17 protein-coding genes and 1 pseudogene are annotated in these 19,194 nt (G+C 72.1%); 5 read left to right on the top strand and 13 right to left on the bottom strand.

Going from position 1 to position 19,194, the window contains the following annotated elements; translation table 11 throughout:
* Window positions 1–29: 29 nt before the first annotated feature.
* The gene (locus M8J74_RS32045) at window positions 30–779 is read left to right on the top strand and encodes a sirohydrochlorin chelatase (protein ID WP_249839798.1); all 750 of its coding nucleotides are present in this window, start codon (window positions 30–32) and stop codon (window positions 777–779) included.
* A gap of 21 nt (window positions 780–800) precedes the next feature.
* Here the strand turns inward: M8J74_RS32045 and M8J74_RS32040 are convergent, their stop codons facing one another.
* Genes M8J74_RS32040 through M8J74_RS32025 form a run of 4 tightly spaced genes read right to left on the bottom strand, consistent with a single transcriptional unit; the run spans window position 801 to window position 3,724 of the window.
* A complete protein-coding gene (locus tag M8J74_RS32040; RefSeq protein WP_249839797.1) occupies window positions 801–1,427 on the bottom strand; it encodes a mycothiol-dependent nitroreductase Rv2466c family protein in 627 nt (208 codons plus the stop codon).
* A 55-nt stretch (window positions 1,428–1,482) separates the two neighbouring features.
* The gene (locus M8J74_RS32035; protein WP_249839796.1) at window positions 1,483–2,076 is read right to left on the bottom strand and encodes a TIGR03086 family metal-binding protein; all 594 of its coding nucleotides are present in this window, start codon (window positions 2,074–2,076) and stop codon (window positions 1,483–1,485) included.
* 25 nt (window positions 2,077–2,101) lie between these two features.
* Complete coding sequence (locus tag M8J74_RS32030) at window positions 2,102–3,124, bottom strand: ketopantoate reductase family protein (protein WP_249839795.1); 1,023 nt, start codon at window positions 3,122–3,124, stop codon at window positions 2,102–2,104.
* A gap of 51 nt (window positions 3,125–3,175) precedes the next feature.
* Window positions 3,176–3,724 carry a DUF1697 domain-containing protein gene (locus M8J74_RS32025; RefSeq protein WP_249839794.1) on the bottom strand — a complete coding sequence of 183 codons (549 nt, stop codon included), beginning with the start codon at window positions 3,722–3,724 and terminating at the stop codon, window positions 3,176–3,178.
* Window positions 3,725–4,000: 276 nt separating this feature from the next.
* Here M8J74_RS32025 and M8J74_RS32020 point away from each other — a divergent pair, with 276 nt between their 5' ends.
* On the top strand, window positions 4,001–6,256 hold the full coding sequence (locus M8J74_RS32020) for an MMPL family transporter (protein ID WP_249839793.1): 2,256 nt from the start codon (window positions 4,001–4,003) through the stop codon (window positions 6,254–6,256).
* A 54-nt stretch (window positions 6,257–6,310) separates the two neighbouring features.
* On the opposite strand, the gene mgt is transcribed toward M8J74_RS32020, so the two are convergent.
* The 4 genes from mgt to M8J74_RS32000 all read right to left on the bottom strand — a co-directional run bounded on the left by mgt (window position 6,311) and on the right by M8J74_RS32000 (window position 10,636).
* Window positions 6,311–7,513, bottom strand: coding sequence for a macrolide-inactivating glycosyltransferase (mgt, locus tag M8J74_RS32015; RefSeq protein ID WP_249839792.1), 1,203 nt, complete (start codon window positions 7,511–7,513; stop codon window positions 6,311–6,313).
* 68 nt (window positions 7,514–7,581) lie between these two features.
* The gene (locus M8J74_RS32010; RefSeq protein WP_249839791.1) at window positions 7,582–8,865 is read right to left on the bottom strand and encodes an ABC transporter substrate-binding protein; all 1,284 of its coding nucleotides are present in this window, start codon (window positions 8,863–8,865) and stop codon (window positions 7,582–7,584) included.
* Window positions 8,865–9,698, bottom strand: a complete 834-nt coding sequence (locus M8J74_RS32005; RefSeq protein WP_249839790.1) for a carbohydrate ABC transporter permease — start codon at window positions 9,696–9,698, stop codon at window positions 8,865–8,867. Before M8J74_RS32005 ends, M8J74_RS32010 begins: the two co-directional genes overlap by 1 nt.
* A complete protein-coding gene (locus tag M8J74_RS32000; RefSeq protein ID WP_249839789.1) occupies window positions 9,695–10,636 on the bottom strand; it encodes a carbohydrate ABC transporter permease in 942 nt (313 codons plus the stop codon). Before M8J74_RS32000 ends, M8J74_RS32005 begins: the two co-directional genes overlap by 4 nt.
* 186 nt (window positions 10,637–10,822) lie before the next feature.
* Here M8J74_RS32000 and M8J74_RS31995 point away from each other — a divergent pair, with 186 nt between their 5' ends.
* Window positions 10,823–11,686, top strand: a complete 864-nt coding sequence (locus M8J74_RS31995) for a phosphotransferase enzyme family protein (protein WP_249839788.1) — start codon at window positions 10,823–10,825, stop codon at window positions 11,684–11,686.
* A 16-nt stretch (window positions 11,687–11,702) separates the two neighbouring features.
* Here the strand turns inward: M8J74_RS31995 and M8J74_RS31990 are convergent, their stop codons facing one another.
* Window positions 11,703–12,611: a LysR family transcriptional regulator gene (locus M8J74_RS31990; RefSeq protein ID WP_249839787.1), complete on the bottom strand. Its 909-nt coding sequence runs from the start codon at window positions 12,609–12,611 to the stop codon at window positions 11,703–11,705.
* Between the two features lie 94 nt (window positions 12,612–12,705).
* On the opposite strand from M8J74_RS31990, the gene M8J74_RS31985 reads away from it, so the two are divergent.
* The gene (locus tag M8J74_RS31985; RefSeq protein ID WP_249839786.1) at window positions 12,706–13,626 is read left to right on the top strand and encodes a DMT family transporter; all 921 of its coding nucleotides are present in this window, start codon (window positions 12,706–12,708) and stop codon (window positions 13,624–13,626) included.
* Window positions 13,627–13,651: 25 nt separating this feature from the next.
* On the opposite strand, the gene M8J74_RS31980 is transcribed toward M8J74_RS31985, so the two are convergent.
* The 4 genes from M8J74_RS31980 to M8J74_RS31965 all read right to left on the bottom strand — a co-directional run bounded on the left by M8J74_RS31980 (window position 13,652) and on the right by M8J74_RS31965 (window position 18,018).
* The gene (locus tag M8J74_RS31980; RefSeq protein ID WP_249839785.1) at window positions 13,652–14,374 is read right to left on the bottom strand and encodes a 3'-5' exonuclease; all 723 of its coding nucleotides are present in this window, start codon (window positions 14,372–14,374) and stop codon (window positions 13,652–13,654) included.
* A 102-nt stretch (window positions 14,375–14,476) separates the two neighbouring features.
* Complete coding sequence (locus tag M8J74_RS31975; protein ID WP_079077874.1) at window positions 14,477–15,724, bottom strand: DUF5919 domain-containing protein; 1,248 nt, start codon at window positions 15,722–15,724, stop codon at window positions 14,477–14,479.
* A gap of 103 nt (window positions 15,725–15,827) precedes the next feature.
* Window positions 15,828–17,147 carry a copper amine oxidase gene (locus tag M8J74_RS31970; protein WP_249839784.1) on the bottom strand — a complete coding sequence of 440 codons (1,320 nt, stop codon included), beginning with the start codon at window positions 17,145–17,147 and terminating at the stop codon, window positions 15,828–15,830.
* 58 nt (window positions 17,148–17,205) lie between these two features.
* Window positions 17,206–18,018 (bottom strand): Tat pathway signal sequence domain protein, encoded by an 813-nt coding sequence (locus tag M8J74_RS31965; RefSeq protein ID WP_249839783.1) that lies wholly within the window; start codon window positions 18,016–18,018, stop codon window positions 17,206–17,208.
* Window positions 18,019–18,197: 179 nt separating this feature from the next.
* Between M8J74_RS31965 and M8J74_RS31960 the strand changes: the two are divergent.
* A pseudogene (locus M8J74_RS31960) lies at window positions 18,198–19,194 on the top strand (glycogen debranching enzyme); the annotation flags it as partial.

The raw sequence follows: 19,194 nt of genomic DNA, 5'->3' as shown, positions 1-19,194 counted from the left end.
GCGGCCTGCTCGTGAAGGGCTGAGCTGCCATGCGTACGACGTCCGCCCGCCCCGTCCTGGTGGTGATCGCGCACGGCAGCCGTGACCCGCGGCATGCCGCGACGGTGCACGCCCTGGTCCGCGAGGTGCGCGCACTGCGCCCGGGGGTTCGGGTGGAGACCGGTTTCCTGGACTTCAACATCCCGTCCGTGCAGGGGGTCCTGGAGTCGCTGGCGGCGGAGGGAGTGCGCGACGTCGTGGCCCAGCCGCTGCTGTTGACGCGCGCGTTCCATGCGAAGGCCGACATCCCGGCGGTCCTGCGGGAGGCGCCGTCGCGGCTGCGCATCCGCCAGGCGGAGGTGCTGGGCCCCTCGCCGCTGCTCCTCACCGCCCTCGAACGGCGGTTGTACGAGGCGGGGTTGTCGCCCGCCGACAAGTCCTCGACCGGGGTCGTGCTGGCCTCGGCGGGGTCCACCGACCCGGAGGCGATCGCGGTGATCGCAGAAATCGCGCGGGAGTGGCGGCACACCGGTTGGTGCGCCGTGCGGCCCGCGTTCGCCTCCGCCGCTCTGCCCCGCACCGAGGACGCGGTACGGGAGCTGCGGGCCCTGGGCTGCGCGCGGGTGGCAGTGGCGCCGTACGTCCTGGCGCCCGGCTTCCTCCCCGACCGCATCGCGCGGGGCGCGGCCGAGGCGGACGTGCTCGCCGACGTCCTCGGCCCGGCGCCGGAGGTGGCCCGGGTGCTGCTGGAACGGTACGACGCGGCGCGCACACCGGCGCTGGCGGCGCTCGGCGCCTGACCCGGCGCGCGCCGCTCGGCGTCAGTCGAAGCGGAGCGATCCCGTGCGGGTGCGCTTGAGTTCGAAGAAGTCGGGGTCGCCGGCCAGGACGCGGAAGCTGTCGAAGAGCGCGGCCGCCCTGGCCCCTCGGGGGACGGCCCGCAGGACGGGGCCGAACCACACCGTGCCGTCGACGTGGAGGGTGGGCGTGCCGACGTAGCCGCCCGAGTCGGGTTCGGCGCCGGCCGCGTGGCTGCGGCGGACCGCGTCGTCGTAGGACGGGTCGTGCGCGGCGGCGGCCAGGTCGGCCGGCAGGCCCAGTTCGGCCAGTGATTCGGCGATCACCGCGGCGAAGAGGTCCGCGGAATCGGCCTTGCGCTCGTGGATGCGGGTGCCGAAGGCGGTGTACAGATCGCGCAGCACCTTCTCGCCGTGCCGTTCCGCCGCGGCCACGGCGACCCGCACCGGGCCGATCGACCGGTCCACCAACTCCCGGTACCAGTCGGGGAGTTCGTTGCCGATGTTGTGCAGGTACAGGCTCATCGCGTGGAAGCGGAGGTCGAGCGGGCGTTCGCGCTCGACCTCCAGCAGCCAGCGTGAGGTGATCCAGGCGAAGGGGCAGGCGGGGTCGAACCAGAAGTCGACGCGGACGGGCGCGGTGTCGTTCATGCCGTCGACGCTAGCTCCGAGGCGGCACAGGGTCTCGCCCCAATGGTTCACTCTTTCATTGGCCCAATTTCGGGTCGCGTCCGCTGGCGGCGAGGGCGCGGTCGAAGACCGGGGCGTCGTCCGGCAACGGCACGGGGTCGGCGAAGCCGTCGTACTGCCGGTAGACGGCGCCGTGCTTGTCGACCACGTGGAGGATGAAGCGGGCGGCGTCGTCGGAGATCCGGAACGTCTGGCCGGTGGCGGTGGCCACGTCCCAGCCGTGCACCGCCATCTCCTTGATCACCATGGAGGCGATGTCCAGCGCGGGCATCTTGGCCATGCCCAGGTCGACCTCGCCCTCCCACACCGCCGGGTCGGCCCAGGCGGCGACGGCGCGGTCCAGCTGGACGGCGTAGGCCTCGGCCCAGTCCGGGTCGGCGGTGAAGTCGCGGGCGGTCAGCTCCTCGGGGAGTGCCTTGCGCAGGGCGCGGTGCTCCAGGCCGTGGGAGGTGTAGAGGACCCAGTGGTTGACCAGGGCGCGGACGTCCCAGTCGGGGCAGTGGGTGGGCTCGCCGAGGCGTGCCGCCGGGACGCCGCGCGCCACGCGGGCCGCCTCGGCGGCGCACTCGGTCATGTACGGGTGCAGGTGCTTGGGGTCGTCGTACGTCATGCACCCCACGCTAGGAAGGGGCCGCTCAGGACTCTTGAACAAACGCGACAGCCTCGTCGGCGAGCCGGACCAGTTCCTCGACCGGCATCGAGCCGGCCGCCCGGTGCTCGCGTGCGAAGGTGTTGGCGAGCCGTTGCAGGAGCTCGTTGAGCGGGGTCGGTACGCCGTGCAGCCGGCCCAGCAGCGCGATCTCGCCGTTGAGGTGGTCCGCCTCGATGGTGCCGGTGCCGCGGGTGAGGGACTGCCAGGAGGAGCCGCCGCCGCGCGGGGCGCCGTCGAGCGGGACCGGGTCGACCTTGTGGCCGCGGGTCTCCCGCTGTTCCTGGGCGCTCGCGTACGCGATCCCGGCGGCGTCGAGCACGGCCTCGCCCTCGGCCCGCACCCGCCGGTACAGCTCCCCCGCCCGGTCCCCGGCGGCCGAGGAGACCGCCTCCAGCGCGTTGGCCAGGTTGGACAGGAGCTTGGCGTACTGCCAGCGCGTCACGTCCGGCACGACCGGCGCCTCGAGGAACCGCGTCTTCTCCAGGTCCGCGGCGATCCGCCGGACGGTCTCGTCGGTGCCGTGCGGGTAGCGGCCCACGTGCAGGATGCCGGTGAGCGGGGCGCCGGCGGCGGAGATGCGGCCCGGTTCGACGAAGGTCGCGGGCAGCCACACGCAGACGCCGTACACGTGCCGGAAGACGCGCAGCGCCAGCCGCTGTCCCTCCACGCCGTTCTGGGCGCACAGCAGCGGCAGCCGCTCGGCGGCCGTGCCGCCGCCCGCGACCGGCGCCGGGCCCCAGGCCGCCAGGGCGGCCGCCGTGTCCTGCGTCTTGACCGCGAGGACGAGGACGTCGTCGGCCCGCAGCGCGCCCAGTTCGTCCGGGTCTTCGACGGCGGGCAGGCGGTAGGTGTGCCGGCCGTCCGGCACGGTCAGCCGCAGGCCGTCCTCCCGCAGTGCCGCGAGGTGCGCGCCGCGGGCGACCGCGACGACCTCGTGCCCGGCCCCCGCGAGCCGTCCGCCGATCGCCCCGCCGACGGCGCCCGCTCCGATGATGATGTAGCGCATGGCAGGAGCCTCGCACACCGCCCGGAGCGCGGTGACCGGGCCCTCACCCGGTCAACCGGCTGTCAGCTCCACCAGTTTCACCACCGTGTTCCAGTTCCGGGTGGTGGCGATCAGGCCCTTGTTCACGCGGGGCCGGGCGAGCAGTTCGGCGAGCCGGGAACGGCCCAGGCCGTCGGGCGCGTAGAGGTAGAGGGCGCGGTCGCCGAGGCGGAACTCCTCGGGCAGACAGGCCTGCTGGTCGATCTCCGCGAACCGGTCGGCGGTGACGGGTGCGGAGAAGTAGGTGACGTGCAGCTGCTTGGGCTCCAGGTCGGCGGCCGGGAAGGGGCATGCCTCGGCGATCGCCTTCAGATAGGCGTGGCCGCGCACGATCACGTCGACGGCGAACCCGAAGTGCTCCTCGACGGCCTGCGTGAGCTCGGCGGCCAGGGACTCCTCGTCACCGCGGCCGGACGTGAACACGGCCTGCCCGCTCTGCAGGTGGGTGCGTACGGCGTCGTGCCCGAGGCCCTCCATGAGCTGCCGCAGCTCGGCCATCGGGACCTTCTTCCTGCCACCCACGTTGATGCCGCGCAGCAGCGCCGCGTACGTCGTCGTCATGGCGCACACCCTAGGACGGCCCTCCCGCCCCGTGGGGGTGGGCACGACGGCCGGGTCCCGGTGAGGGCGGCCACCCTGATCGCGACCTCGAGCAGCCCGGATAGATGTAAGGGGCCGCTGTCCTCCTCAGCGGTGAGGGCGCCGACTCCGAGGGGATGAGATCGGGCCACCGCACTTCACCGGGCAGCACGACGAGACGGGCTTACCTCGCCCCTACCTTCGAAACGGAAGGTGGCGGCACGGGGCTGTCACCGCTCACGAGGGGGCAGGCCCGTCATGGGGAACGAGGAATCGCGGGTGCGGGGCATCGCCGCCCGGGCCGGCGGCTGGAGTGCCCGGCACCGATGGGCCGCCGTCGGCATCTGGGTGCTGTTCGTCGTCCTGGCGATGGGACTCGGCTCGGCGGCGGGCCGGGTCGATCTCAAGGACAGCGACCAGCTCAAGGGCGAGACGCACACCGCGGCGAAGATCGTCGAGGACGCGGGGATCAAGGAACCGGCCGGTGAGACGGTCCTGATCCAGGCGAAGGACGGTGGCCCGAAGGCCACCGACGCCGAGTTCCGCTCGGCGGTGGCGGCGGTCGTGAAGGCCGTGGACGCCACCGGCCGGGTCACGGACGTGAAGTCGCCGTACACCACGGACACGATCTCCAAGGACGGGCGCAGCGCGCTGGTGCGGTTCGACATGCGCGGCGACGCGGAGACCGCGGGCGACCGGGTGGAGCCGGTGCTGAAGGCCGTCGCCGGGGTGCAGAAGGAGCACGAGTCGCTGCGGATCGAGGAGATCGGCGGCGCCAGCATGCGCAAGACCTTCGACGACGCGTTCGGGAACGACTTCAAGAAGGCCGAGTACTCCGCGGTGCCGGTGGCCCTCGGCATTCTGCTCATCGCCTTCGGCGCCCTGGTGGCCGCGCTGCTGCCGGTGGCGCTGGCGATCACCGCGATCATGGCGACGATGGGCCTGATGGGCCTCGTCAGCCACGTCCAGCCGATGACCGACACCGCCAACTCCGTCATGCTGCTGGTCGGCCTGGCCGTGGGCGTCGACTACTGCCTGTTCTACCTGCGCCGTGAGCGCGAGGAGCGGGCCGCAGGACGCGACGGGCAGACGGCCCTGCGGGTCGCCGCCGCGACCAGTGGCCGCGCGATCATCGTCTCCGGCATCACGGTGTGCGTGGCGATGGCGGGCATGCTGTTCACCGGGCTCGCCACCTTCGAGGGCATGGGCCTGGCCTCGCTGATGGTCGTCGCCGTCGCCATGGTCGGCTCGGTGACCGTCCTGCCGGCGCTGCTGTCGCTGCTGGGCGAGCGGGTCGAGAAGGGCCGTGTGCCGTTCCTGCACAAGGCGATGCAGCGCCGGGCCGCCCGCTCGGGCGGGCAGAGCCGGTTCTGGAGCACGGTGGTGCGCGCGGTGCTGGCCAGGCCGCTGGTGTCGGTGGTCGTGGCGGCCGGCGCGCTGCTCGCCGTCGCCGCTCCCGCGCTCGGCATGAAGACCCAGAACCTCACGCTGGACCAGGAGTTCGGCGACTCGCTGCCGATCGTGCAGACGTACAACCGCGTCAACGACGCCTTCCCGGGCGGCTCGGAGCCAGCCGAGGTGGTCGTCAAGGCGAAGGACATCAACGCCCCCGAGGTCAAGAACGCCCTCGCCGACTTCAAGGAGCGGGCGATCAGTTCGGGCGCCTCGCGCGGCCCGGTGCAGATCACCCTGCACGACGCGCAGAACATCGCCTACGTCTATGTCCCGCTGGTCGGCGGTTCCGACCTGGACAAGGCGGGCGCCAGCCTGGAGAAGCTGCGCGACGAGGTGCGGCCCGCCACGCTCGGCAAGGTGGACGGCGTCCAGGCCCCGATCACCGGGCAGGTGGCCGGTTCGAAGGACTTCAACGACCAGCTCGGCGGCGCCGTCGTCCCGGTCTTCGCGTTCGTCGTGGTCTTCGCCTTCGCGCTGATGCTGCTGTCGTTCCGCTCGCTGACCATCGCGATCACCTCGATCGTGCTCAACCTCCTGTCCGTGGGCGCCGCCTACGGCATCCTCGTCGCCGTCTTCCAGCACGGCTGGGGCGCTTCCCTGGTCGGCGCGGAGGGCGTCGGGGCGATCATCACCTGGCTGCCGCTGTTCCTGTTCGTGATCCTGTTCGGGCTGAGCATGGACTACCACGTGTTCGTGGTCTCCCGGATCCGCGAGGCGCGGTTGCGGGGCCGTACGACGAACGAGGCGATCCACCACGGCGTGGTCACCACGGCGGGTGTCGTCACCAGTGCCGCGGTCATCATGGTCGCCGTGTTCGCGATCTTCGGCACGCTGTCCATGCAGTCCATGAAGCAGATGGGCGTGGGCCTCGCGGCCGCGGTGCTCATCGACGCCACGATCATCCGGGGCGTGCTGCTCCCGGCCGTGATGGCGCTGCTGGGCGAGCGCAACTGGTACCTGCCGAAGTGGCTGAACCGGCTGCCCGACCTCACGCACGACGAGGCGCCGGAGGCCATCACTCACGCGGCGGAGGACGAGGGCGAGCCCGTGCGGGTCTGAAGCCGCCCTTGCCGAGGGCCCGTTGGTCTCCCGGGGGAACCAGCGGGCCCTCACTCATGCCCGCGCGCGGGCGAGTTCGGCCTCGATGAGATCGGCCGCCCGCCCGGTGCCGCCCTCCTGGGCCATCGCGTCCCGGATCTCCCCCAGCCGCCGGGCCACTTCGGGATCGTCGACCAGGGCGAGAGCGGTCGCCCGCAGGGCCTCGGCGGTGGCCTCCTCGGTGTCGAGGCGGCGGGCGACCCCGAGGGCCTGCAACATGTCGGCGTTGCCGAACTGGTCGACGGCCTGCGGTACGGCGATCATCGGTGTGGCGGTGGCCAGTCCCTCCTGGCTGCCGCCCGCCCCTGCGTGCGTGACGAACAGGTCGGCCCGCCGCAGGACCGCCAACTGCGGTACCCAGGACCGCACTTCGACGTTCGCGGGCACTTCGCCGAGCCCGGCCGGGTCCATGCGCTCACCGATCTGCAGCACGAGGTGCCAGCCCGGGAGTCCGCCGAAGGCCCGCACGCACTCCCGGTAGAAGCCGGGCCGGTCGGTGAAGGTGGAGCCGAGAGACACCAGCACCACCTTCTCGGCGTCCGCCGGGCGCCCCCAGTCGCCCTGCGCCGCCCGGTTGCCCTGGCAGGCGCCGACGAAGGTGTACACGCGCTCGTCGACGCGGTCGGCGTGCGGCTGCAGCGCCCTGGGGATCAGCACCAGCGACCGGTCGGGCCGGCCGGCGAAGTCGTCCGGGTGCAGCCCGATCCCGTTCTCCTCCAGCCAGGCCCGGAAACGCGCGTAGTAGGCCTTTCCGCGCTCGGTGCTCTTCGGCTCCGCCCACATCGGCTCGGCCACCTCCTCCTCGTATCCCTCCCAGGCCACGAGGTTCGGCGACAGCGACACGGCGGGCACGCCCCAGCGGTGGGCGAGCACGCGGGCCGGGTAGGCCGTGATGTCGTGCAGCACGAGGTCGGGTACGTCGCCCTCGTACGCCGCCGCGAGCTGCGGCAGCGCCTGCACGGCGTCGGCGAGGAACAGCTCCACGTGGTCCAGCAGTTCGCTTCCCCAGGCGGCCGGGTCGGCGCCGGGTCCGGGGAGCGTGGAGTGCCACGGCCTGGGCTCGGCGCCGGTCTCGGCGACCTTGTCCGCGAAGGCCGGCGGGATCGCGTAGGTGACCCGGTGCCCGCGGGCGACGAGCTCGCGGATCACTTCGAGGCTGGGGTTCACATGGCCGTGGGCGGCGATGGAGAACATGGCGAGGTGGGCGGGGGCGGTCATACGACGACCGTAGGCGAGACGATACGTCTCGTCCAATGCTTTACCGGCACCGCGACCGGAGGCGCGTGTCAGCGCTGGTAGCGGGCGAGGACCAGGTTGCCGTCCCGTTCCAGGCGGTGGCGCAGTGCGGCGAGGCCGATCGCCCCGCTGTAGTACTCCTGGAAGGCGGGGGTCGCGACCTTGTCCTTCCACTCGGGGTAGCCGCGGACCGACTGCGCGGGGGCCGGGCGGAGGTGGGCGGCGAGGGCGGTGCCGGTCGCCCAGCCGTTCTCGGCGGTGTGCAGGGCGGGGTCCTGCAGGGCCCGGGTGCCGGTGGGCAGCATCCAGTCGCCGAGGGCCAGTCGCACCATGTTCCGCGGCCGCAGCAGGAAGTCGACGAACGCGGCGGCCTCCTTCTTGTGCGGGCTGTCCTCGGCGATGGACAGCGTCTGCGGGCTGACGCCCTGGGCGAGCCCGTCCGCTCCGGCCGGGGCGGGCAGCACCTGCCAGGCGAAGCCCTTCGGGGCCTGCTGGGCGATCTGCTGGCGGTAGGAGAAGCCGAGCGGCACCATCGCGTACTTCCCGCCGAAGAACCCCGGCAGGGTGTCCGAGCCGCCGCTGCCCAGGGTGGTGGGCGAGGCGCTGTGGTCGGTGTTCGCCTGGTCGTGGACGGTCCGCGGCACCACCTGGTCGGCCGCGCCGAAACGGACGGTCACCTTGCCGTCCGCGCCTCGGTGGAACAGTTCTCCGCCGGCCGACAGGGAGAGGTTGAGGGTCGCGGAGACGGGCTCCTTGAGCGGCCAGGCGACGCCGTACCGGCCGCCGCCGCTCAGCCGCTTCGTCACCTGCCTGAACTCCGGCCAGCTCCAGGGGTGTTCGGGCGTCGGGGTGCGCACCCCCGCCTTCTTCAGCCAGGTGGCGTTGGCGACGAGCACCCGCGGCTCCTGGAGGAACGGCACGCCGTACACGCCGTCGCCGAAGGTCGTCGTGCGCCAACTGCGCTGCGGGATATCGGACTTCAGGCGGTGTGAGAGCAGTCCGCGCAGGTCGGCGAGGTAGCCCCCGTAGGCGAAGTCGGCGAGGTCGTCGGAGGCGTCGTGGATGATGTCGGGGGCCTCGCCGCCCTCGAAGGAGGTGAGGAGCTGGTCGTGGACGCTGTCCCAGCTGCCCTGCACGTACTCGACCTTGACGTCCGGATGCGCGGCGTTCCACTCCTTCACGAGTTCCTTGGTGGCCTTCACGGACTCCTGCTGCCAGGCCAGGGACTGGAAGCGGAGGGTGATCCGGCCGCCGGTCGCCGCGTGGCCGCCGCCGGTGCAGCCGGCGAGCAGCAGGAGCAGGACGAGGACGCCGGTCGTGAGTCGGGCGCGCATCAGTCCTTCACCGCCCCGGTGAGCATGCCGCCGGTGATACGCCGCTGGACGACCGCGAACACCACCAGCGAGGGCAGCGTCGCGAGGAAGGCGGCCGCCGCGAGCGGGCCGAGGTCGGCGACGCCCTCGGCGCCGATGAAGTGGGTGAGGACGACCGGCAGGGTCTGCTTCTCCGGCGTCTTCAGCAGGACGAGCGCGAAGAAGAACTCGTTCCAGGCGGTGACGAAGGCGAACAGCCCCGTCGCCACGATGCCCGGCGCGAGCAGCGGCGCGACGACCGAGAAGAGCGTACGGGCCCGCCCGGCGCCGTCGACCGCCGCCGCCTCCTCGACCTCGGCCGGCACCGCCCGTACGTACCCGGCGAGCATCCACAGCGCGAACGGCAGCGCCCACACCACGTACACCAGGGTCAGCCCGGCCAGGGAGTCGATCAGCCGCAGGTTCTTCAGCACCAGGAACAGCGGGATGATCACGAGGACGAGCGGGAACGCCTGGCTGACCACCACCCAGCCGGTGGCGGCACGGGTCAGCGCGGTACGGCGGCGGGCCATGACGTAGGCCAGCGGGGTCGCGATCACCACGGCGACGACGGCGGCACCGGCGGCGGCCAGCAGGGAGTTGAGGGCGGCGTGCAGCAAGGGCTGGGCGTCGAAGGCCTGGCGGAAGTTGTCCAGGGTGGGATGACGCGGAATCCAGGCGGGGTGCGGACTGCCCAGCTCCCGCGGCGACTTGAAGGCCGTGGAGACCAGCCAGAGGAACGGGAAGGCCAGGAAGGCGAGATAGGCCAGCAGGGCCGCGTACTGGCCCGCGCGGGCGGTCGTCGAGGTCCTCACGCGTCGTCCCCTCCCCTGAGCCGGCCCACCAGGAACAGGGCGAGGAGCACCGAGATCACGGCGACCATCACGCAGCCCATCGCCGCCGCGTAGCCGAACTGGCCGTAGCGGAAGGCCTCTTCGTAGGCGAACAGCATGGGCAGCCGGGTGCGGCCGCCGGGTCCGCCGCCGGTCAGGACGTAGACCAGGGCGAAGGAGTTGAAGTTCCAGATGAGGTTGAGGGCGGTGATGGCGAGGGCGACCGGTCTGAGGGCGGGCCAGGTGACCGTGCGGAAGCGGCGCCAGGCGCCGGCTCCGTCGACGGCGGCGGCCTCGTGCAGCTCGCGCGGGGTGTTCTGCAGGCCGGCGAGCAGGGCGACCGTGGTCTGCGGCATGCCGGCCCAGACGCCGACGACGATCACCGCGGGCAGGGCGGTGCCGAGGCCGCCGAGCCAGTCGTGTCCGCCGCCGAGGCCGAGGTCGTGCAGGGTCTCGGTGAGGACGCCCGTGTCGGGGTTGTAGACCAGCCGCCACATGATGCCGACGACGACCTCGGGCATCGCCCACGGGATGATCGCCAGGGCCCGGGCCAGCCACCTCAGCCGCAGGTCCTGGCCGAGCAGCAGGGCGAGCCCGAGCGCCAGCAGGAACTGCGGCACCGTCACGCCGACCGCCCACACCAGCCCGATGCGGAACGACTCCCAGAACAGCGTGTCGTGCAGCAGGTCCCGGAAGTTGAGGCCGCCGATCCACCGGGTGGGCTGGGTGCGGCCCGACTGGGAGTCGGTGAAGGCCAGCAGGATGCCGTAGAGCAGCGGTCCGACGCTCAGGGCGAGGATCGGGATCAGCGCGGGCAGGACCAGGAACCAGGCCCCGCGGTCGCGCAGCGGCCGGTCCGGGCCGCCGGCGGCGCGCGGCGTGCGCTGCGCCGACCGCTTCGTCGCGGTCACCAAGGTCACGTCATCGGCTCCTTCGCACGGCTCGTGACGTTCGCACCCGGCGGGCCCGTGTCATGGTCGTGAAGGAGGCATGCGCCGTCAAGACAGCGCGCACACCCCCCGACCTGTGCGAATGCGAGACTGGCCGGGGGGTGGCGCGATCTCGACGCCGTACACCGGGGCAAACGCTGACATGGGAGGCGGACGATGGACGAGGCACGGGCGCGGGACGTACTGGCCGCGGCGGACGTACTGCCCGGCCCGGCACTTCACGCGCGGCTCCTCGCCCTGGGCGAGAACGCGGTGTTCGCCGCGGGTGACCTGGTCGTCAAGGTGGGCCGGGACGCGGAGCTGCTGGACCGGGCGCGGCGCGAACTGGACATCGCGCTGTGGCTGGCCGAGGCCGGCGTCCCGGCGGTCCGCGCGGCACGGCCCGAGCCGTTGCTGGTCGAGGGGCATCCGGTGACCGTGTGGCAGCGGATGCCGGACGCGGTACGGCCCGCCGAACCCCGGGATCTGGCCGAACTGCTGCGGGTCGTGCACGCCCTGCCCGCGCCCGCGTTCCCGCTGCCGCCGCGTGAACTGCTCGGCGGGGTGGAGCGGTGGCTGCGGCTCGCGGGGGACGCGATCGACCCGGCCGACGCGGCGTACTTGCGCGAGCGGCGGGACGGGTTCGCGGCGGCCGCGGCCGCGTTGACACCACGGCTGGCTCCGGGGCCGATCCACGGGGACGCGTTGCCCCGCAACGTGCACGTCGGTCCGGACGGCCCGGTGCTGGTGGACCTGGAGACCTTCTCCTCGGACTTCCGCGAGCACGATCTGGTGGTGATGGCCCTCTCCCGGGACCGGTACGGGCTGGCGGCCGGGGCCTACGACGCGTTCACCGAGGCGTACGGCTGGGACGTGCGCGAGTGGGAGGGCTGCCCGGTCCTGCGGGGCGCCCGGGAGACGGCCAGTTGTGCGTGGGTGGCCCAGCACGCGCCGAGCAACCCCAAGGCGCTGGCCGAGTTCGGGCGCAGGGTCGCGTCGCTGCGGGACGGCGACGAGAGCGTGCGCTGGTATCCGTTCTGACGACGGCCGTGCCGGTCTAGGCGGTCTCCCCGCCCCGGATCGTGTGCGCCGCCCGGCGAAGCTCCGTGAGGACGGTGCGCACCGCTGCCCGGGCCGTGCGTTCAGGGCGGTGCAGGACGTCGATGTGGCGTCTGGCCTGTACGCCGCTCAGCGGCCTGAGGACCAGGTCCGGGTGCGGTCGCATCGTCCAGCGGGGCATCAGGGCGAGACCGCCGCCGGCCGCCACCGCCTCGGCGACGACCGTGAAGTCGTTGATGCGGTGGGCGAGACGGAGACGCCGGCCGGCCGCTGCCGCGATCGCCTCGATCGTCGCCAGGACCGGGAAGCCGTCGTGGACGGTGATCCAGGGCTGGTCGGCGACATCGCGCGGGGTGACCCGGCGTCTGGCGGCCAGCGGGTGGCCGGCGGGCATCGCCACGTCGAGGGGTTCGCGCAGCAGCGTGGCCGCCGTCACCGTGTCCGGCCACGGCGGGGCGTGGTCCAGGCGGTGGGCGAGCACCAGGTCGTAGGCGCGGGTGAGGCGGGGGAAGTCCTCCTGGGCCACGTCCTCGTCGCCGAGTCGGACGACCGGGGCGCCCGGCCCGGTGAGCGCGCGCAGGAGGAGCGGGAAGAACGTGGTGCCCGCGCTGTGGAACGCCGCCACCGAGACCTCGCCCTCCTCGTGGTCCAGGAACTCCCCCACGCTGTGCCGGGCCCGGGCGAGCGCCGTCTCCACCTCGATCGCCGCCCTCGCCAGTGCCTGGCCGGCGTCGGTGAGCACAAGCCGTCTCCCCTGCCGCTCGGTGAGCGGCACCGGGATCGACCGCTGCAGCAGCCGCAGCTGCTGGGAGATCGCGGAGGGGGTGACCAGCAGCGCCTCGGCGACCGCGGTGACGCTGCCCAGCTCGCCGAGCTCGCGCAGGATCCGCAACTGACGTTCGTCCATGGTGCGAGTGTAGGAAGTCGATGAAGCTCTGCTGAAAGATCGTTGTAGAAGGTGGTACTGGGCTTCAGGGACGGTCCCGGTGCACCGTGGGCGGGTGACCGACGTCCGCCGCACCGATGCCGTGCTCCTCCTTGTCGCCGTCGTCTGGGGTTCGAGCTATCTCTCCGCCCAGAACGCCACGTTCGCGCTGCCCGTCCTGACGGTGCTGTTCGCGCGCTACGCCCTGTCCGCGCCGGCCTGTCTGGGCCTGGTCGCCGCCCGCCGCGGGCCGCGCCGATGGACCCGGGACGAGCTGCGGGCCGGGCTGGCCCTGGGCGTGACGCAGGCCGCGGTCCTGGTCGTGGAGACGTACGGCGTGGCCCACACCAGCGCCGCCAACGCGGGGCTGATCATCAGCCTCACCATCGTGCTCACCCCGCTCCTGGACCGCTCGCGCGGCACCCTGCCCGCGTCCTACTTCGCCGCCGCCGGCGTGTGCGTCCTGGCCGTCGGGCTGCTGATGTCGGGCAACGGGTTCCACAGCCCACGCCTCGGCGACCTGCTGATGCTGGCGGCCGCGGTGATCCGGGCGGGCCATGTCGCGCTCGTCGGAAAGCTCACCGGCGGCCGGGACATCCGTCCGCTGCATCTGACGACCGTGCAGGCACTCGTCGGTGTCTGCCTGTTCCTGCCGGGCGCCGCCACGGGTCTGCCCGCACTGTCCCGGGCCGGCGCGGCGACCTGGACGCAGCTGGTGTATCTCGCCCTGTTCTGCAGCGTGTTCGCCTTCCTCGCGCAGACCTGGGCCGTGCAGCGCACGTCCGCCAGCCGGGCCAGCCTGCTGCTGGGCACGGAACCGGTGTGGGCCGTCGCGGCGGGCATCACCCTCGGCGGCGAGCGCTACGGCCTGCTGACCGCCGTCGGTGCGGCCCTGCTCGTCGCCGGCACCTACTGGGGGCAGTCCGTGGAACGCGCCGACCGTCGACGGCGCGTGGAGAGCCGGGAGCTGCGCCTCGCGAGCCCCGTGGGCGGCTGAGCGGTGGCGGTCCGCCGGCCGCCGCTCAGACCGGCTCGTCCGTCAGTTCCCGCAGCGGCCAGGTGCCGTCGACCACCGCCGTCGCGTCGCCCTTGCGGCGCAGGAAGCTCTGGAAGTCCGCCGCCCACTGCGCGTACCACTCGATCTGGCGGCGGTGCAGTTCCGCCGGGCCGAGGGCCGCGATCTTGGGGTGGCGGTCGGCTATCGCACAGGCCAGACCGGCCGCGGCGAGGGCGTCGGCCGAGGCGTCGTGGGCGGCCTCCAGGGCGACGCCGTACTCCGTGCAGACCGCTTCGAGGTTGCGCTTGCCGCGGCGGTACCGGTCGACCCAGCGGTCGATGGTGTACGGGTCGATGACCGGCGCGGGGTCGAGGCCGCCGAGGCGGTCGCTCAGGGAGGGCAGTGCGTGGCGGCGCAGCTCGGCGGAGAGCAGGCTCAGGTCGAAGGCCGCGTTGTAGGCGACGACCGGGACTCCCGCCTTCCAGTACGAGGCGAGCACGTCCGCGATGGCGTCGGCCACCTGGTCGGCGGGCCGGCCCTCCGCGGCCGCCCGCTCGTTGCTGATCCCGTGCACGGCCACCGCGTCCGCCGGGATCTCCACGCCAGGATCGGCGAGCCATTCCCGGCGCCCTATCGGCTGTCCGCCCCTGACCTCGATCACGGCCCCCGTGACGATGCGCGCCTCGCGCGGATCCGTGCCGGTCGTCTCCAGGTCGAAGCCGATCAGCAGCTCCCGGTGCCAGGCCATCGGCGGCCCCCCTTCTTGGTGGTGCTTTCCCCCAGTGGTCTCCACCTTCCCATGCGCCACTGACAATCAGAGGACCGCATTCCGCTTACCTCTTCGGACAGTTCAGGACACGGGACGCGAATCCACCCAGGTCGTTTCGAACTCCTCGCGGTATGTCGGGAACAGACCGCTGTCGACCCCTTCGTTCTTCTCGTCCGACTTGACCACGCGGCTGCCGTTGCGCAGGACGAGCACCGGCGCCTCCATGCCCCGGGAGCGGCGCAGGTACGACTGCACGACGGCGACGCCGTCCGCGCCGTCGCCGTCGACGAGGTAGGCGGAGAAGCGCGGTGTCTCGTCGTAGACCTGGATCTCGAAGGCGCCCGGGTCGCGCAGCCGGGAGCGGACCCGGCGCATGTGCAGGATGTTCATCTCCACCGCGCGGCTCAGCTCGCCGCGTTTCATGCCCAGTTCCCGCTCACGTCGTTTGACCGCGCTGGAGGCGGGGTTGAGGAACAGCAGCCGCGTCCGGCAGCCGGCCTCGGCAAGGCGGACCAGGCGGCGGCCGGAGAAGTTCTGCACGAGCAGGTTGAGGCCGATGCCGACGGCGTCGAGGCGGCGGGCTCCGCCGAAGATGTCCTCGGCGGGGAACTGGCGCAGCAGCCGCACCCGGTCGGGGTGCACGGCGACCACGTCGGCGTACCGGTCGCCGACCAGGTCCTCCACCGCGTCGACCGGCAGGCGGCGGGCGGACGGCACGTCACCGCCCGCGCCGAGGGCGTCCAGCAGCTTGGCCGAGGCCCGCTCGGCCTGGTTCAGGACGGCCTCGGACAGGGCCCGGTTGCGGGAGACGACGTTGCGGGTCACCTCCAGCTCGTCCAGGGCGAGTTCGACGTCGCGGCGGTCGTCGACGTAGGGCTCGAAGCACGGCCAGTGCTGCACCATCAGCTCGCGCAGCTGGGGCAGGGTGAGGAAGCTGAGGACGTTGTCGTCGGCCGGGTCGAGCAAGTAGCCCTTGCGGCGGCTGACTTCGCGGACCGCGACGGCCCGCTGCACCCACTCCTGGCCGGCCGGCCCGGCCGCGGCGATCACCCACTCGTCGCCGTGGACGGGTTCGTAGATGGGACGCAGGACGGCGGCCACGACCGCGCGCAGCCGCTGTTCGACGAGGTTCAGCCAGATGTAGGCACGCCCGGCCCGCTGGGCGCGCGTACGCACCTCGCGCCAGGCGTCGGCGTCCCAGTCCAGCTCCGGTCCGATGGACGTCGTCTCCATCGGCCTGGCCAGGGACACCGTGCCGGGCGGGACGTCTGCGGAGTTCCCCTCGTGACCCTCGTCACCAGGGGGCAACTCCAGCCCTCCCGAGCCCACCCGCGCACCGCCTTCCGCTCCCCCGAGCACTCCCCTTGCCAACGATCAAGGAAGGGTACTCCGGGACCGGTCGGCGATGCAGCCGGATGGACAGGGTCGTTTCTCAACTACGCGGTCGCCAGTGGCCGTTCTGCCACGACAGCTCGTCCGGAGTGAGCGGATTCATAGCGGTGACGTCCCGGGGCGCGATGGAGAATCCCTGCCAGTGAACGGGCATGGGCTGCTGGTCCTCGTCCCGCGCGATGTGGTGGAAGCCCACGTTCATCCAGACGATGGGGTGCGTCAGCGTCTGGCCGTTGACCCACTTCTCCACCGACTTGCCCGCTCCGGCAGGGCAGTTGCCCGTGTTGTTGGTGGCGAACTGCTCGCACTTGTTGTACTCGGTGAAGTACACGTCGTGCTTGGTGAAGCTGCGGCCGGCGTACTTGGTGGTGGGGCCGGGGACGATCTCGTACGAGCGCGCGTGGCCGTCCTTGTTCTTGCCGGTGGCGCTGACCATCCGCCACCAGCGGTAGGCCTTGTAGTCGCCGCCGAGTTCCTTGGTGACCTTGGTGCGGGTGGTCTTGGCGCTGGGCGCCTCCTGGCCGTGCGCGGGCGCGCTGACGGTCGAGTCGTACTGCTCGACCTTCGTCTTGGAGGAGCCGTCGAGGCCGAAGTCGAGCCGCCAGAAGACGTTGTGGCTGTGGCTGGTGGCGTAGGCCTTGGCGCCCTTGCCCAGCGGCCAGCCGCGGCCGTCACCGGCGTCGTAGTCGTCGTAGGACAGGCTGCCGGTGGCGCCGACGTTCATGTTGATCGTGCCGTCGTCCTGGAAGCGCCACTCGGTCATGTACTCGTACCAGCCGACCTGGTTGACCGTGTAGACGAGGAGGTCCTTGCCCTGGGCCTGGTAGACCTTGTTCGCGGTGTCGCCCTGCATCCGGTACGCGTGCCCGCGCGAGCGCGTGGTGGTGCACAGGCCGTCGACGTTCGGGTGCTGCGGGTCCCAGGCGTCGGGGACCTTGACCTTCTTGATGGTGCCGCCGGGGCATTCGCCGGGCGCGAGGTTCATCAGGCCCTGGGCGAAGCCGAAGCCGGTGAGGTCGTCGTACTCGACGCTGCCGTCGTCGTAGGGGACGTCGATCTGGGCGAGCCGGGCGCTGTTGAGGACCTTGATCGGCGCGCTCTCGCCCTTGGGCTGGTAGGAGACGTTGTCGAGGACCAGTCCGGCCTTGCTGTCGTAGCGCCAGCACATCCGCCAGGTGGTGCCGCTGGAGAGCTTCTGCTCGATCTTGTAGGCGGCGCTGCAGTCGGCGGCCGCCGTGCCGGCGGTCCTCGGCTGGGCGGTGGCGGGGCCGGCTCCGGTGGTCGCGCCGGCGGCCAGCGCGGCCACGGACAGGCCGACGGCCGCGCGGGTGCGGGCGCGGCTCATTCTCTTGACGGGCATGAAGAGGTGACTCCCTTGCACAGGAGGAGCAAGTGGGAAAAGTGGACGGGGTGCGGGCTCAGCCGCGCTTGAGCTCGGCGACCTTGCGGGCGCTGAGGTCGATCACGAAGGACCGCGCGTCGATCCACGGGCCGTTGACGACCTTGGGGAACAGCCGCACGCACCGGTGCTCGCCGCACTTGTCGAGCGCGGCGGGCTGGGCGCCCGGCGTGGCCCGGTAGACGGCGCCGTTGAGCAGCAGCTGGCCGGCGGAGGTGAGCTCCTTGCCGGTGGCGTCCTTGTAGTCGGCGCGCAGGCCCTTGCCGAGCGGGTCGGCGATCAGCAGCGTGGCCGCCTCGGCGTTCTCGGCGCGGCTCAGCGGCGGCTGGACGCCGTGCTGGACGCCGGTGTCCTCGACCTTGCCGGTGTCGAGGTTGACGGTCTTGGTGACCAGCGTGTCGTTGCTGTAGTCGTAGAACGTCACGTCGGCCCGCCGCGGCGCGGACGGGTCGTCGGTCTCGTCGTTCTCCGGGTCGGCGAGGTCGACCGTCAGGCGCTGCGGGCCGCGCTTGCCGTCGACGTTCTCGGCGGACTTCAGCAGCTGCCGGCTCGCGGCGATCTGCTCGGCCCGCTTCATCTCGTCGTCGGTCAGCGGATCACCGCCCTTGCCCTTGTCCCCCTGGGCCGGCGCCTGCTCGACGACGCCCGCCGGGACGGCCCCGTCCTGCCCCTGGCCCGCCTGCTGCCCCGCCCGGGTGCCGGTCTTCCCTCCCGTCTCATCGGCCCCTGCCGTCCCCGGCAGCGTGATCCCGACCATCACGGCGGTCCCCGCCACCGCTATGGCCGCACCGGCCACCACCTTGCCCAGATGGCGGTGCACTATCTTGCGCACATCTTCCCCCTACTCCCCCTTGGTCACGGGAGTACGTGTCTGCCCCACTGGTTCGGCATACCGCGTATGCCAGGTCGATCGGTAAGAGGGGCGTAAGTCATAGGTGGTTCCATCACTTTCGGGGAGACTCGACGCCAAGGCGCCACCTGGGGCGCGCTCCACCTGAAAGAGTCGTATCCATGCAGGTCTGGCCTGGCGAGGCGTATCCACTCGGTGCCACGTACGACGGCGCCGGCACGAACTTCGCGGTCTTCTCGGAAGCCGCGGACCGAGTAGAGCTGTGTCTGCTGCACGACGACGGCTCGGAAACGGCGGTGGAACTGCGCGAGAGCGACGCGTTTGTACGGCACGCGTATGTGCCCGGCATCATGCCGGGTCAGCGCTACGGCTTCCGGGTGCACGGCCCGTACGCCCCCGAGCGCGGGCTGCGCTGCAACTCCTCGAAGCTCTTGCTCGACCCGTACGCGCGCGCGATCAGCGGTTCGATCCGCTGGGGCGAGGAGGTCTACGGCTACCACTTCGACGCACCCGACCGGCGCAACGACCTGGACTCGGCGCCGCACACGATGACGTCGGTCGTGGTCAACCCGTACTTCGACTGGGGCGACGACCGCCGCCCTCGCCGCGGCTACCACGAGACGGTGATCTACGAGGCCCACGTCAAGGGCCTCACCATGCGGCACCCGGGGCTCCCGGAGGAGCTGCGCGGCACCTACGCGGCGCTCGCGCACCCGGTGATCATCGAGCACCTGGTGGAGCTCGGCGTGACGACGCTCGAGCTGATGCCGGTCCACCAGTTCGTCAACGACCACCGGCTGGTCGACATGGGCCTGAACAACTACTGGGGCTACAACACGATCGGCTTCTTCGCCCCGCACAACGCCTACGCCTCCTGGGGCGACCGCGGCCAGCAGGTCCTGGAGTTCAAGTCGGCCGTCCGGGCGCTGCACGAGGCCGGCATCGAGGTCATCCTGGACGTCGTCTACAACCACACCGCCGACGGCAACCACCTGGGTCCGACGCTGTCCTTCAAGGGCATCGACAACCCGCAGTACTACCGGCTCACCGACGACCCCCGGTACTACATGGACACCACCGGCACCGGGAACTCGCTGCTCATGCGGTCCCCGCACGTCCTGCAGCTGATCATGGACTCGCTGCGGTACTGGGTGACCG

The sequence above is a fragment of the Streptomyces panaciradicis genome (genome assembly GCF_023516615.1).
Lineage (GTDB): Bacteria > Actinomycetota > Actinomycetes > Streptomycetales > Streptomycetaceae > Streptomyces > Streptomyces panaciradicis.
Note: the sequence above shows the minus strand (reverse complement) of the source record. Positions and strands in the feature narration are given on the sequence as shown.